Annotated in this window: 13 protein-coding genes; 1 reads left to right on the top strand and 12 read right to left on the bottom strand. The window is 61.1% G+C overall.

Annotated elements, in window-relative coordinates; all coding sequences use genetic code 11:
- Positions 1-77: 77 nt before the first annotated feature.
- The 11 genes from MOV76_RS12080 to MOV76_RS12030 form a co-directional block, all read right to left on the bottom strand.
- Positions 78-1,310, bottom strand: a complete 1,233-nt coding sequence (locus MOV76_RS12080) for a type II toxin-antitoxin system HipA family toxin (RefSeq protein WP_247264596.1) — start codon at positions 1,308-1,310, stop codon at positions 78-80.
- A complete protein-coding gene (locus MOV76_RS12075; protein ID WP_182565539.1) occupies positions 1,310-1,687 on the bottom strand; it encodes a helix-turn-helix domain-containing protein in 378 nt (125 codons plus the stop codon). The genes MOV76_RS12080 and MOV76_RS12075 overlap by 1 nt, the downstream gene beginning before the upstream one ends.
- A 292-nt stretch (positions 1,688-1,979) precedes the next feature.
- Complete coding sequence (locus tag MOV76_RS12070; RefSeq protein WP_130719144.1) at positions 1,980-3,500, bottom strand: mechanosensitive ion channel family protein; 1,521 nt, start codon at positions 3,498-3,500, stop codon at positions 1,980-1,982.
- 77 nt (positions 3,501-3,577) lie between these two features.
- Positions 3,578-4,714, bottom strand: coding sequence for an ABC transporter permease (locus MOV76_RS12065; protein WP_182565540.1), 1,137 nt, complete (start codon positions 4,712-4,714; stop codon positions 3,578-3,580).
- The gene (locus MOV76_RS12060) at positions 4,711-5,919 is read right to left on the bottom strand and encodes an ABC transporter permease (protein ID WP_130719142.1); all 1,209 of its coding nucleotides are present in this window, start codon (positions 5,917-5,919) and stop codon (positions 4,711-4,713) included. The genes MOV76_RS12065 and MOV76_RS12060 overlap by 4 nt, the downstream gene beginning before the upstream one ends.
- A 1-nt stretch (position 5,920) precedes the next feature.
- Positions 5,921-6,901, bottom strand: a complete 981-nt coding sequence (locus MOV76_RS12055) for an HlyD family secretion protein (protein WP_247264595.1) — start codon at positions 6,899-6,901, stop codon at positions 5,921-5,923.
- 428 nt (positions 6,902-7,329) lie between these two features.
- Positions 7,330-9,891 carry an FAD-dependent oxidoreductase gene (locus tag MOV76_RS12050; protein ID WP_247264594.1) on the bottom strand — a complete coding sequence of 854 codons (2,562 nt, stop codon included), beginning with the start codon at positions 9,889-9,891 and terminating at the stop codon, positions 7,330-7,332.
- 103 nt (positions 9,892-9,994) lie between these two features.
- A complete protein-coding gene (locus MOV76_RS12045; RefSeq protein ID WP_373689368.1) occupies positions 9,995-10,162 on the bottom strand; it encodes a hypothetical protein in 168 nt (55 codons plus the stop codon).
- A 100-nt stretch (positions 10,163-10,262) separates the two neighbouring features.
- A complete protein-coding gene (locus MOV76_RS12040; protein WP_112908555.1) occupies positions 10,263-10,502 on the bottom strand; it encodes a hypothetical protein in 240 nt (79 codons plus the stop codon).
- Positions 10,503-10,511: 9 nt separating this feature from the next.
- A complete protein-coding gene (locus MOV76_RS12035) occupies positions 10,512-10,772 on the bottom strand; it encodes a hypothetical protein (RefSeq protein ID WP_025397793.1) in 261 nt (86 codons plus the stop codon).
- A 3-nt stretch (positions 10,773-10,775) separates the two neighbouring features.
- Entirely contained in the window at positions 10,776-11,096 is a 321-nt protein-coding gene (locus MOV76_RS12030) for a helix-turn-helix domain-containing protein (protein WP_130719139.1), read from the bottom strand.
- Between the two features lie 268 nt (positions 11,097-11,364).
- Here MOV76_RS12030 and MOV76_RS12025 point away from each other — a divergent pair, with 268 nt between their 5' ends.
- Positions 11,365-12,426 carry a class I SAM-dependent methyltransferase gene (locus tag MOV76_RS12025; protein ID WP_018448856.1) on the top strand — a complete coding sequence of 354 codons (1,062 nt, stop codon included), beginning with the start codon at positions 11,365-11,367 and terminating at the stop codon, positions 12,424-12,426.
- A gap of 25 nt (positions 12,427-12,451) precedes the next feature.
- Here MOV76_RS12025 and MOV76_RS12020 read toward each other — a convergent pair whose 3' ends face one another.
- The gene (locus MOV76_RS12020; RefSeq protein ID WP_080763963.1) at positions 12,452-13,294 is read right to left on the bottom strand and encodes an AraC family transcriptional regulator; all 843 of its coding nucleotides are present in this window, start codon (positions 13,292-13,294) and stop codon (positions 12,452-12,454) included.
- Positions 13,295-13,533 lie beyond the last annotated feature (239 nt).

Here is a 13,533-nt window from a genome sequence, read left to right as displayed (position 1 = left end):
CGCATGTGTGATGCCTTGAGCAGGCACGAACTACGTCATATATGATGAGTTATACTGGTATATCGTGCATATCTGGTTTATATAGCGAGCGCTATCTCAGTCTGGTCATTTACGAAGGCGGCTTCATACTCGCGCGCCAACGTACCGGAGACGCCCACTTGTCGAAGCATATCTCGCCATTGCAGGGAAATGTGCTGCGCCGTCTCGCGGATCATCTGGCGAGCATCCGTTTCGGCGATTTCGAAGAACTCGCGGGCTTCGAAGGCCAGACGGATTGATCGGTCATGCGCGCCGCCCTCAAGAATTGACGTTTCAAGATGCGGATTGCGGTCAGGCGCGGGGTTAACATCGAACACCGGAGACAGGCGCCAGCGACCGGCCCCCACATAAAGGAAACCGTGATTCTTTAGATGGTCATCCTTGTTCGACACGAGGATGGTGAAGATCAGGCGCAGAAAGAGTTCACGGAAATCGGCCTGCGGATCAGCGGCATTGGCCCGCATGAAGTCGACGATCTCCGTATAGGAGCCGAGTTCGGCCCCGGTCTTGCCGAGGGCAGTGCGGGCCGAAATATAGGGTACACGGCCGGCCTCGCGCCTATCGAACCGCTTGATCAGAGCGACCGGGAATGGCGTATCAGCCAGTTCCAGCCTGACCTCGGGCGTACGGATCCCGCAGGCCCGAGCGAGGCGGAGCGTGGCGACCTCGAGGCGTTCGACCGGCTGCTGATCATGAACCGAGGTAAACTTGGCGAGCCAGAGCGTGTCGCCGTCCCGAACATTGGCCTTGGGACGCGCACCGCCGGAACCGCCCGCACCGGCGAGCAACTGCATGTCCTCCGCGGATATCTCCTTACCCTGCTCATAGGCCCGGGCGATGGCGGTGATGGTCTCCAGATCGACCAGACGCGGTACGGCGTCGGCGGCGCCGCCCCGGATGATTTCTCTCCTATCGTCCACAAATCGCAGCGCGCCCTGCCGGCAGGCATCATCGGACAGCGTCAAATACTCGAACTCCGAAAGGCCATTTCCATAGGTGCGTTCGAGAAGCCTGCGGCCCCAACTGTCCGGTGCAGCGTCAGCGAAGACGCCCGCCAATGCATCGCGCATGTTTCCGGGCTGGCCAGATGTGTGAAATGGCCCAGCCTCAAGGGGAAAGGTCGGCTGCACGGCAAAGGCACGAGGATTTTCGATCCAGGCCGGATCGTAAGCAAAAGTCGAGAACTGTCGAGGCCCCGCCTGCGTGAAACGCAACTGGCCAACGGGTGTCAGGTTCTCGCCGAGAACGACATGGGCGTTGAAATCGGGCATCAGAATGATGCGCCGTCTAGATCAACGACATCCGTATCCTCCTGTGCCGTCTTCCCCTTGGCCTTCTGCCTGCGCAGTGCGGTCGCAAAAGACCGTCCGCGACGTGGCTGGCGTTCGGCGGCCAACGCCAGACCCAGATCGTCTTTGCGGATGTCGATCAGGTCGGCCAACCGGTCGACAAGACCAAGCACAACGAGAACATCGGCGAGCGTGCCGATCCCAACACCAGGATCTCCCTTTTCCAACCGCGCGACGGTGCTCGGCGACGTGCCGGCGCGCACGGCCAGATCGGCCACGGCGATACCGCGCCGCAAGCGAGCGCCACGGATGTCATGTCCAAGCCTTTCGAGGGCAGGTTTTGATTTCGGCGATCCCATAGCTATTATCCAGATACGGTGGATAAAATCATTTATAACATCATATATGACGAATTGGTAGCTGCCGACTACCTGGTAATAAACGAACCCCTGGCTGGCTAGGGAGCAGCAGAGGCGCATCGCGACGACTGGCGGTCGCTGGAGGATGCGCTAGCGAGAAATTCGGAAAAGTAGCCATTTGCGCCGGCGTCAGCCGTGTTTGTCGTCGGAGAGACCTACCTCATTCTCGGGGTCGGCATTGAAGCGGGATAGGGCCGCGGTGACAGGCATCGGCGCCCATTGCCCTGGAGCTTTACTGCGGCACCTTGAACAGGTGGCGGATGCGTGTCACCAGTGAGGTCATCGAACCGCCGTTCAGCGTGGCGCCTTCGGGCGCGAAGGAATGCTGGCCGGTCTCGATGCGGCGCGACAAAGTGGCGGCAAGCTCTTCAGCGATGCCGGGCCGGTCGTGCAGCAGCGGCGTTAGGCTTGCTTGGGCAATCTCGTAGACGACGACGAAGGTCAGCGCCCGCAGGCTGGCGGCCTCGCCGACCCCGATCAGCAGCCCGCTTTCGCCGAAATAATCGCCCGGCGCCAGCCGGCCGAGTTCGACTTCCTGATGGCCTTCCCGCCGCGTGGCGACGAGGGCGCCGCTGCGCACGATCATCAGCGATGCAACCGTATCGCCCTGCTCGATGAGGATGGAATCCTTCTTGTAGGTCCGCCGGGTCATCGAGGCTGCGAGTGTTTCCTTCTCGTCCTCGGTCAGCGAGAAAAACAGCGGGATGGCGTCGAGAAGCTTGAGCGGCGTCGGCCGGTGCGGCTTCATCACCTCTTCCGACTGCAACTGGTCGGGTGGTGGGCCGGCCGCATCGATCGGCCGCGCCAAGGTGAGGCCTGCGGCCTTGATATGACGGTAGATGAGATCGAATATCTCGTTCTTCGCCGGCCCCGCCTGGCCGATATCCCTGACGCGGAAGGAGAGTTCCAGCTCCACTGCATCTGATGTCAGCGATTTGATCTGCACGCCGGGTTTCGGTTCGGTCAGGATCGAGCCGCTGCTCAAAAGTACGGTACGCATGACCTCGATGATCGCCGACGGCCCGATCGTCGGCACGACACGGACAGTCAGTGAGGCGCCGTGACTGCGGTCGGGGCTGCTGAGATTGGTCAGCCCGACCTTGGCCAGAAAGCTGTTGGGCAGGACGACGAGGTCGTTCGAGCCGTTCAGCAGATGGGTGGAGCGCCAGTTGGTTTCGACGACACGACCCTCGACGCCGTCATTCAGCACGATCCAGTCGCCGATCGCATAGGGCCGGCCGAGATTGAGCGCGATGCCGGAAAAGACGTCGCTCAGGGTGCTTTGCAGCGCAAGGCCGAGGATGATGGCAAAGACACCCGAGGTGGCGATCAGCGTGCCGACGGGGAAGCTGAAGACATAGGCGACCACCGAGAGGATCGCGCCGAGATAGATCAGGCCGATGACCAGATCCTGAACGAGGCGACCTTCTCTCGGTTGACGCTCGAAGATCAGGAAGACGCGGACGAAGGCGATAAGCGCCCAGGCGGCATTGATCCACCAGACGACCTTGGCAAGGGCGATGAAGACGCGTTCGAAGGTCGAAGCCGGCGCCGGCCCGACTTCGTAGGGCACGATGTCGTGATAGAGCAGCAGGACGGTGAGCGCCGCGAAGAAAAACACCTGGCCAGCGAGCTTCCAGCTCGGGAAGGGCCGAAGCGCTATGCGCGTGACGATCGCACCGACGACGGCCAGCGTCCCGGCCTGGACGACAGGATCGGCAAGCACTCCGGACCATGTGAAATTATCAAGCATCGACTGTCCATTCGCCAGAGCATGATGCCGAAACGTGTGAGCGGTTTTCGGTCAACATCGTGCCTCCCTCTTGAATTCTAATGGTGGCTTCGCCGCATCCTGACTTCCAATCCGACCGCGAGGCAACCGTAAAATAGCGCCAGCGCCCAGAGCGTCAGAAACGGCGTGCGGACGTCGCTCAACGGTGCACCCAGTTGCGATACCGATACGATTCCGTTGATGGCGGAACTACTGGGAACCAGTAGCGCCAGATAATGCAGCGCCTTCGGCATCGCCTCGGTCGGCCAGGAAAAGCCCGCGAGAAACAGGAAGGGGATACCGATCGCCGCGAACACCAGCTGGACGGTGAGGGGGCTTCGGAAGAGTGCGGCGACGACCATGCCGAGCGCGCTGACGGAAAGCACGAAGGGCAGCGAGACGGCGAAGATGGTAAGCGGTCCCCCGAGCCTTGGAATGTCGTAGAGATAAGGCAGGACGATCAGATAGAAGGGCAGCACCACCGCCTCCAGGATGAGGTAGGCGAGCAGTTTGCCGAGCACGGTTGCGAGAGCCCCGGCCGGCGAGTCGGCGAGCCGGTCGTTTCGCAGCGTTCCGAGCAGGCCGACGCCGATCAGGAGCATCTGCTGCAGGAGGAGAACGAAGGCGGCGGGGAGGAGATAGGTGGCATAACCCCCCTGAGGGTTGAAGAGCGGTACCGTCGTCAGTGGCATCGGGTCGGAGGCTGCAGCGGCGACGGCGGGGTCGACATGCATGGCGACCAGTCTTGCGGTCTCGACCTCGGCGCCGAAAGTCTTGGCGACGGCCGAGACGCCGCCGGAGATGCGCGAATAAATCAGAAAATAGCTGGCATCGGCATAGAGCGCCACGGGCGAGGGTCGTCCATGCAGCAGGTCGCGCTCGAAATACTTCGGGATGACCAGGATGCCGTAGAGCTGGCGGCTGAAGACCTCGCGCTCGGCGCTTGGCTCGTCGGGCAATTCGGCGCCGATGAATACATCGGCCGAGGCATCGACGCGGCGGGCGAACTGGCGACTGCTGTCGGTGCCGTCGAGATCGACGAGTGCGATTGGCACGTCGCGCAGGGCCTCGCCCCGGTAGGGCTGGGGATAGAGGGCGGCATAGATGCAGGCTGCCAGAATGAGCACGGAGAATGCCGGCCGCAACGACAGGATGCGCTGCAATTCGATGCGGCAGGTCGTCAGCACGCCGTTCATCGGGTGGCCTCCCGCAATGCCAATGGCTCGCGTCTGTTCCTCGATCTTATCGCCTCCAGCCGGAGCACGGTGACGGATGCAAGCAGGACGACGAGGAAGAGCAGCACCAGGATCGGCTTCCACGATAGATCGAGCGGTGTGCCGCGGATCGTCTGGTCGATCCTTGCCATCAGGTACCATGTGCCGGGGATCATCTGGCCGTAATAATAGGCGAAGTCGTTCATGCCTATCCTCGGGAAACCGATGCCCATGAAGCCGAAGGCGGGCGCGGCGAGCAGCGAGCCGATGCTGATGGCGCTTGCCATCGGCCGCAGGAACAGCGCCAGCAGCACGCCGATGAACTGGCTTGCCAGGATGAACAGGGTGCCGGCCATCAGCAGCAGCCAGCGATTGCCGCGCAGCGGCATGTCGAGGAAGTCGAAGAGGACCAGATCGGCGATGCCGAGCACGGCGAGAAAGATTAGCGTATAAGGCAGGATCTTGCCCGCCAGCGCCGGCCCCAACCCGCCGCCCAGCCGTCGGAGGATACGCAGCCGGTGGCGGCTCTCGACGTCGAGGCCGAGCGAATAGGCCATCGTCGTGATGATCACCACCTGCAGGACGCTGGGCATCAGAGCGGCAAGAAGGAAATGCGCATAGTTGAGGGTGGGATTGAAGAGCGGGTTCACCTGTACCGGAACGGGAGCGAGAGCGGCCTGTGCGGCGTCGACCGGCTCTCCCTGAGCCGTGCGCAACGACAATCTGATGCCTGCAGCCACTGTCGGTACGGCGGCGTTGACGCCACGCACCACCAGATTGCCGGTCGTCATCGTCTGGGTGTTGTAGAAGAACACCACCTCCGGCCGGCGGCCGGACAACACGTCGCGCTCGAGATTGCGCGGCAGCATCAGCAGGCCGTGAACCTCGCCGGAGAGGATGAGCTGCCGGCCTTCGGCGAGGTCGCTGACGGCAAGCTCGACCGACGTATCCTGGCTGGCATCGACCATGCGGATGATCTGGCGCGACAGATCGGTGCCGTCCTGATCGAGCACGGCGATCGGCAGGCGGGTTGCCAGACCCGCGCTGAAAACCGCGGCCAGGAGCCCCATCAGTAGCAGCGGCAGGACCGTCGTCAGGAACAAGAGGAAGGGCCGGCGGCGAAACCAGTGGAACTCCCGTGTGAAGACGAGAATAAAACCCGGGTGCATGCGCCCGCGCGGCGTCATTTCAACGCTCCGACCAGGCGGCAATGACGCTCATGCCGGGCCGCAAGCCGTCCACGGCTTTTACCGGAACGGCGCGCACCTCGAATGTCCTGAGATCGAAATCGCCGGTCGCCCGCGTCGCCCGCCAGGTCGCGTACTGTCCCTGTGCATTGATCATGGTCACCTTGACCGGGATCTTATCGGGGCCGATTGCCGGCACCACGACATCGAAATTGTCCCCGACCTTCAGGCCCTTCAGCAGATCCTCGCGCAGGTTGAACGTGAACCAGGGGTTCTGGAGATCGATAATCGAAAAGAGCGGCGCACCGGCGCTGAAATTCTCACCGAGTTCGGCAACCCTCGTCGTGACTTGCCCGGAGATCGGCGCATGGATCGTCAGCTCGGAAACGTTGACCTGCTGCTGATCCAGCGAGGCGCGCGTCTGTTCCACCTGCGCGGCGGCAAGCGCCTTCTCTTCCTTGCTGGAGCCGGCGACCGCCAGCCGCACATTGGCCTCGGCGGATTCACGCTTGCGGATCGCTGCTTCAAGATTGCGGGCCGCCTGGTCCGCCTGAGCCTGGGTCGAGGCGCCGGTGGTGATCAGCCTGGCCTGACGCGCAGACTCTTCCTGGTAGAGGGTCACATCCGCCGCAGCCGCAGCAAGTTCGGCGTTGGCAGCATCGATCGTCTCGGGACGCGTGCTATTGACGCGGGCAAGATCGGCTTGCGAAACGGAAAGGGCGGCTTGCGACATATGAAGGGCGGCCGTCAGCTCAGGACTTTCAAGCTCGGCGATGACAGCGCCGGTCTCGACGTTATCCCCGACATCGACATTCAGCTTGGCGATGCGGCCGGAAACACGCGGGCTGATATCGACCCGATTGGCTGAGACCTCGCCTTGGACGATCAGTGGTGGCGGGCGTGTTGCAAACCAGAGCAGAATGCCGAGTGCTGCCAGAGCCGCCAAGGCGATCACCGGCCGAAGAATTCTGGAAGCTGTCATGACCCACTTTCCCTTGCCGAATGACGTCGCCCGGATGCATTTGGAAGACTGGTAGGTCAACATTGCCGGTCGCTGGAGAGATGTCAAATGACTGTTTCTATGTGACAACCGGTCTGTTGGGTAACAGTCTTGCAACCTTTACCCGCGGGAGAGCGTGGGCCTCGCCCGTACGTCTTTGTCTTGTTCGAAATCTCGGGTGACGTGCACACTCCCCACACAACGGAGTGGCACGAACTGCGAGATTTCTCGTTGTTTCTGGGCAAGCGGCTCAACCTGATGTTTGTGGCGTCCCCGTGCTTGCGGCGCCACAAGCGCTTAGGTGCTTACAGCGCCGCGCGTGGTTTAAGACGCGCAAAGGACGCTGCAACACTTTCAACCCTCGCATCGTGCTTTCCGAAAACCGATTCCGATTTGCGGGGCCGATGCGCTTAGGTGCGCGGCTTCAGATTTTCTGGGTCATAGATCGGCTTGTACCCGACGCTGACTACCTCCACCGGATAGCTCTCGGAAAAATACTCGACATTCAGCCTGCGTCCGACCTGGCAATGCGACCAAGGCAGATAGGCCAAGGCAATGTTCTTTCCGACCGTTGGGCCGTAGGCGATCGAAGTCGTGTAGGACCGACGGCCAAGCTCGTCGACCAGAACTTCTCCCGTGGCGGGATCGACAACCGGCAGGTTGCCGAGGGGATAACGCTTCACGCCCGATTTGTCGGTATTCTCGGTCATCACAAGCGTGCAGAGCATGGCCGGCTGGTGCTCGCGCGCCTTGTATTCCAGATGCTTCGCCTTGCCGCGGAAATCGGCTTCCTTGACTTTCGGACGGGCGAGATCGCTTTCGATCAGGTTGTACTGGGTCAGGAGGTCGGCGTTCTGCAGGCGCAGGCTCTTTTCCATGCGGCGGGAGTTTGCATAGGTCTCTACGCCGAAGGCCATCACGCCGGTCGAGCGCAGCGCATCCCAGACGGCGAGGCCGTCTTCGTACTTCATGTGCAGTTCCCAGCCCTGCTCGCCGACATAGGAGATGCGGAAGGCGGTGACAGGCTTGCCTGCAATTTCGATCGGTTTGATTGCCGCAAAAGCGAAGTTTTCCTGATCGAGCCCGGCCGGATCGGCGACAACCTTCTTCAGCGTGTCGCGCGCGTTCGGACCCCAGATACCGATCGTGACGAATTTCTCCGAGACGTCGGTGATGATCACGTCGAGGCCACGGTCTTGGGCGACCCGCTTCATATAATGCAGGTCACGCGGGCCGGCATCGGCGCCGTTGACCAGACGGCAGCGGTCGGCCATGCGAAAGACAGTGAAGTCAGCGCGCACCATGCCTTCGTCGTCGAGGAAGTGGGTATAAATGCCCTTGCCGATGTTGGCATCGCCGCCGACCTTGGCAGCGCACAGCCATTCCATCAGTTCGACATGGTCGGGACCCTCGATGTCGACCATGTGGAAGTGGCTGAGATTGACGATGCCGCAATCCTCGCTCATCGCCAGATGCTCGGCATTCGACACGCGCCAGAAATGGCGGTTGTCCCATTCGTTCTCGCGAACCGGGACGCGGTCGGCGTATTTCTCCAGAAGGTGCTCGTTGGCGGCGTAGCCGTGCGCACGCTCCCAGCCGCCAAGTTCCATGAAGTAGCCACCAAGCTCCTTTTCGCGCTCGTAGAAGGGCGAGCGCTTGGCGTTGCGGCCGGATGCATAGGGTTCGCGGGTGTGAACAGCCGGGAAATAAATCTTCTGCGCGGCTTCGTAGCAGCGGCCCTCAATGAACTCTTCCGTCAACTGATGCGGATAGAAGCGGGCGTAGTCGATGCTGTTGTGATCGATTTCAGTACGTCCGTCGGTCATCCAGTCGGCGATCAGCTTGCCATAGCCTGGGCCGTCCTTGACCCAGATGGCGACGCAATACCACAGACCGCGCACCTTCTGGCTCTCGCCGCAGGAAGCGCCGCCGGCGGCGGAAACCTGCAGAAGGCCATTGAAGGAGTGACCTTCGTTATAGCCGAGTTCGCCGAGGATCGGCGTCAATTCCATGGCTCGCTCGAGCGGCTCGATGATCTGTTCCATCTCGAGGTCGCGCTGCGAGGGCGACAGGCGCGCCTCGTGTTTTTCGAGAAGATCGCGCGGATGGCACATGCGTGGATTGGTGGCTTCGTAGTAGCCCCACTCGATCTGGCCGCCCTCCGTGGTCGCCGGGTCGCCGGTATCGCGCATATAGGCGGAGTTGCCCTGGTCGCGCAGCAGCGGGAAGCCAATTTCCTTTCCGGTGCCTTCAAACTCGTTATAAGGACCGAAGAAGGTGAGCGGGTGGTCAACCGGCATCACCGGCAGGTCTTCGCCGACCATCTCCGCGATCAGGCGCCCCCAGAGGCCGGCACAGACGATGACGTGGTCGGCCATGATCGTGCCGCGATGGGTGACGACGCCCTTGATGCGGCCGCCTTCGACGATCAGCGACTTCGCCGGGGTATTGCCGAACACCTGTAGCTTGCCAGCCTTTTCGGCGGCATCGACCAGCTTGCCGGCAACGGTCTGCGAGCGCGGGATCACGAGGCCGGCATCCGGATCGTAAAGGCCGCCCATCACCTGATCTTCCTCGATCAGCGGGAACTTCTCCTTGATCTCGGAAGGGCTGACATAGTGGGCGCGCGTGCCGAAAGCGCGTGCCGAGGATAGCTTGCGCTTGATTTCCTCCATCCAGGCATCATCGCCGGTACGCGCCACTTCTAGGCCGCCGATGCGGGCGTAATGGCCCATCTTCTCGTAGAAATCGATCGAATATTGCGTGGTCCAGACCGACAGATAGTCATGGCTCGTGGTGTAACAGAAGTCCGAGGCATGGGCTGTCGAACCGATATCGGTCGGTATGCCCGACTTATCGATGCCGACGATATCGTCCCATCCCCGCTCGACGAGATGATGCGCGATGGAGGCGCCGACGATACCGCCGAGCCCGATGATGACGACCTTTGCCTTTTCCGGAAATGCTGCCACGTGCTGTTCCTTCTACTTATCGCACGAATAAAAATTACCTAGCCGCGCGTGACGTACGCTTCGCGCGCGCGATGCAGGAGCCATGTCAGCCGCGTAAGGAGTGTCACATTTGCCGAAGCTGCGGAACCCCCAGACCGCTCCGCATGGAAGCTGCGATGAGGGTATTATGCATAAGGCTCCTGATCGTCATTGGTCCTACGCCGCCTAGTACCGGCGTAATTGCGCCAGTCCGGATCGAGGCGGCGAGGCAACCGCAAAACCGCGCCGGCACTGCTGCGATCCATCCCGCATCGAATGGTCAGGCAATGCGTGGCTAAGATCGGATATGGGCGAGCCCTCGCAACTGGCCCCTCCGCTCGCACGCCCGGGGATCACGGCGCTGAAATCGCCGCAAGCCGGTCGATGTCCACGAGCATGATGTCTTCGGAAACAGGCTCGCGATTGTGCAAGCGGAACCATTCTGCGGCCTCCCGCACGCGGTCACCATGGGGCGGCGGATAGGCGCCGAGCCCGAGAACCCATTCCCGCACGGTTTCGCGTTCCATCCGCCCGGCCCGGTATCGATCGCAGACGGTTTTCGCGGATGCGACGAGATCATTGATGCTTTTCACGGGATACCCTCAATGCACGGATGGCTCTTCATCTTCGAGAAACGATCGAATGCCGTCGCGGGCAACGACGGCCAGGAATTCGTCGAAGGCATCCCGGTCAGTGGCAAATGGCTCGTCCCAGCGGATCAGATCCTCCGCCTGCGTGACCACCTCCATTGTCCAGTCTTCATTGCTGCCGGATGTGCGGAAGATATCGACGAGCACGGTGATCCCGTCGTCGGTGAATTCTCCCGCCAGTTCGGAGTGTTCGAGCTTCTCTTTCTTTGCCATCATTCAGCCACCTGCACCGGGCGGTGCCTCGTTTTTGAGATATTCTTCATATTGAACCGTCTCGGTTTCATTCGTGTCGATCGACGCATCCGCGCGTTTTGCCAGGCGAACGCCCGCACCTCCACCATTTTCAGGGATGAACACAACCCCGCCGCCTTCCAGGGCGTGCTTCACATCCTGAAGCGTTCGTTCGTAGGGGGAGCGCTTTCCGGCCTCGAAATTCGCAATCGTCGCTTTGGCGACTTTTGAAGCTGACGAGAGATCGTCCTGAGACCATGCCAAAAGGGCGCGAGCAGCGCGGCATTGAGCGGAAGATAGGCACAAAACAATAACCTTGCATCAAAAGTGTGATTCTGCCTCGGACAGATTATATAAAAAATGTAATCTCGAGACAAGAGATGACGAGAAGGCGCATGACGGAATAGGGCGTTTTGAATCATTTTACATTCGCCTTTCCGAGAATTGCGATCTCCCTGGAATAGTCTGCCGACCACTAATACTCGACGCTCATCTGGCGAAGGGGAAGATTGATTGACTGAATATTATTACAGTCTAATTTAGATTTTCCTTATCACGCACCCGGGAGGTAACAATGCGTGAGCCAGATATGCAAAAACTCGATGCACTCGTCGGTCGTCTTGTTGGTGACGTCGGCGCCGCCATGTCAGGTGCCTTGGTCGTGCTTGGCGACCAGGTCGGAATCTTCAAGGCGATGGCCGACGGAACGCCGATGAGCGTCCAGGATCTGGCCACGAAAACCGGGATAAAGGAGCGCTATCTCAGGGAATGGCTGAGCGCCCAGGCGGCCGCCGACTATGTCGCTTACGATGAAAAGACGGATCGTTTCAGCCTGACACCGGAGCAGGCGATGGTATTCGCCGAGGAAAACAGCCCCGCCTTTTTCGTCGGCGCCTTCGAGGTCGTCCAATCCATGTGGATGGACGAACCCAAGATCGCCGATGCCTTCCGCACCGGCAAGGGTCTCGGCTGGCATGAGCACAGCACCTGCCTCTTTCGGGGCACCGAGCGGTTCTTTCGCCCGGGCTATAACAGCCATCTCGTCAACGAATGGATACCGGCTCTTGCCGGGGTCGAGGCAAAGCTCAAGGCCGGCGCCAGTGTCGCCGACGTTGGCTGCGGTCATGGGGCCTCGACCATTCTGATGGCGCAGGCCTATCCCGCTTCCCATTTTACCGGCTTCGACTATCACGGCCCGTCGATCGAAAGAGCAAAGGCTGCTGCCCAGGATGCCGGCGTCGCCGACCGCGTGACCTTCCAGCAGGGGTCGGCTGCGGAATTTCCGGGGCGCGGCTATGATATGGTTGCCATGTTCGACTGCCTTCACGACATGGGCGATCCGGTCGGCGCCGGCCGGCATGTCAAGGAAACGCTTGGGCCGAACGGGACGTGGCTGATCGTCGAGCCCTTTGCCAATGACCATCTCAAGGACAATCTCAACCCGGTCGGCCGCGTTTATTATGGCGCGTCGACGATGATCTGCACGCCGGCATCGCTCTCCCAGGAGGTGGGGCTCGGGCTCGGCGCGCAGGCGGGAGAAATGAAACTTCGAAAGGTCGCGCTCGACGCCGGCTTCACGCATTTCCGTCGCGCCACGGAAACCCCGTTCAACATGGTGTTTGAGGTGCGCGCCTGACGCAACTGGGTTGCCAGGCGGCAAGCTATCTCAGCTTGCCGATGCTGGCATACATGCCCGTCGTGCGGAATTCGGTGGGATTGGTGCCATAGACGCGGCGGAAGACCTTGGAGAAATAGTTGGGGTCTTCGAAGCCGCACATGATGGCGACTTCCTTGACCGGCAGGAAGTCTGCCTTGGTCAGAAGCTTGACGGCGCGCTGCAGGCGTTGCTGCAGGACGAATTCGGCCGGCGGCATGCCCTCGCTCTCGGCAAAGCTGCGCGAGAAATGCGCGCGGCTGAGGCCGACAATGCCGGCAAGCTCGCTCACCGGTAGCGGTTTTTCGAGATTGGCATTGATATGGTCGATCACCGGCTGCATGACACTGAGCTCGGCGGCAAAGGCCGGCGAGCCGAAGACGTCGTCGTAGAGCGCCATCGCCGCTTCATAGGCAATCGCCGAGGCAGCACCCGGCGATGTTGCGCCCTTGACGAGGCGCAGGCTGCAGTCGGCGAGATGATCGATGGTCGAAGGCTGCAGTTTCAGCACCGGGCCGGCGGTCGAAAGCACCATCTGGTGGATGCGCAGCGTTTCCTCGCCATTCATCGAAATCCAGAAATATTCCCAGCGGTCGCCTTTCTCCAGCCAGTAGCGATGATTATGCGGCACCAGAACGAGCAGCGTGTCGCCGCCCTGAAGGCGATAGTTGCGGTTTTGATAGCGCAGCTTGCCGCTGCCGCTGATCGTGTGCTGCAGCACGGTGAAGGGGGTCTGGCCGCGCCGGCGGCCATCCCAGTCATAGGTCTCGTTCTCGCGCACTTCGTATCCGGCGCTGGTCGGCATGGCGTGTAGCCGCTGGCGGCCCCGGGGCAGCGAAACCGTCCTCATCGACTGTCCGTTGGCGATCAAATCCTGCAGCACAAAATTACCCCTGAAAGCATAATCCTTCTCTGGTCGCCCTGCCGATTTCGGGCATAATCCCGCTCGACAAGAGGAAGAGACCACGGCCGACAGAGCGGCCGGGAGGAAAAAGGGCAGATTTTACGGCGTTTTCAGCCACATGCGTCCGCATGCGGCCCGATCCTCCATGGCCTTCTTTTCCTTAGCATTCGATTGGATCGAGGTGA

Source organism: Rhizobium sp. PRIMUS64, from assembly GCF_023006465.1.
Classification (GTDB): Bacteria; Pseudomonadota; Alphaproteobacteria; order Rhizobiales; family Rhizobiaceae; genus Rhizobium; species Rhizobium leguminosarum.
Note: the sequence above shows the minus strand (reverse complement) of the source record. Positions and strands in the feature narration are given on the sequence as shown.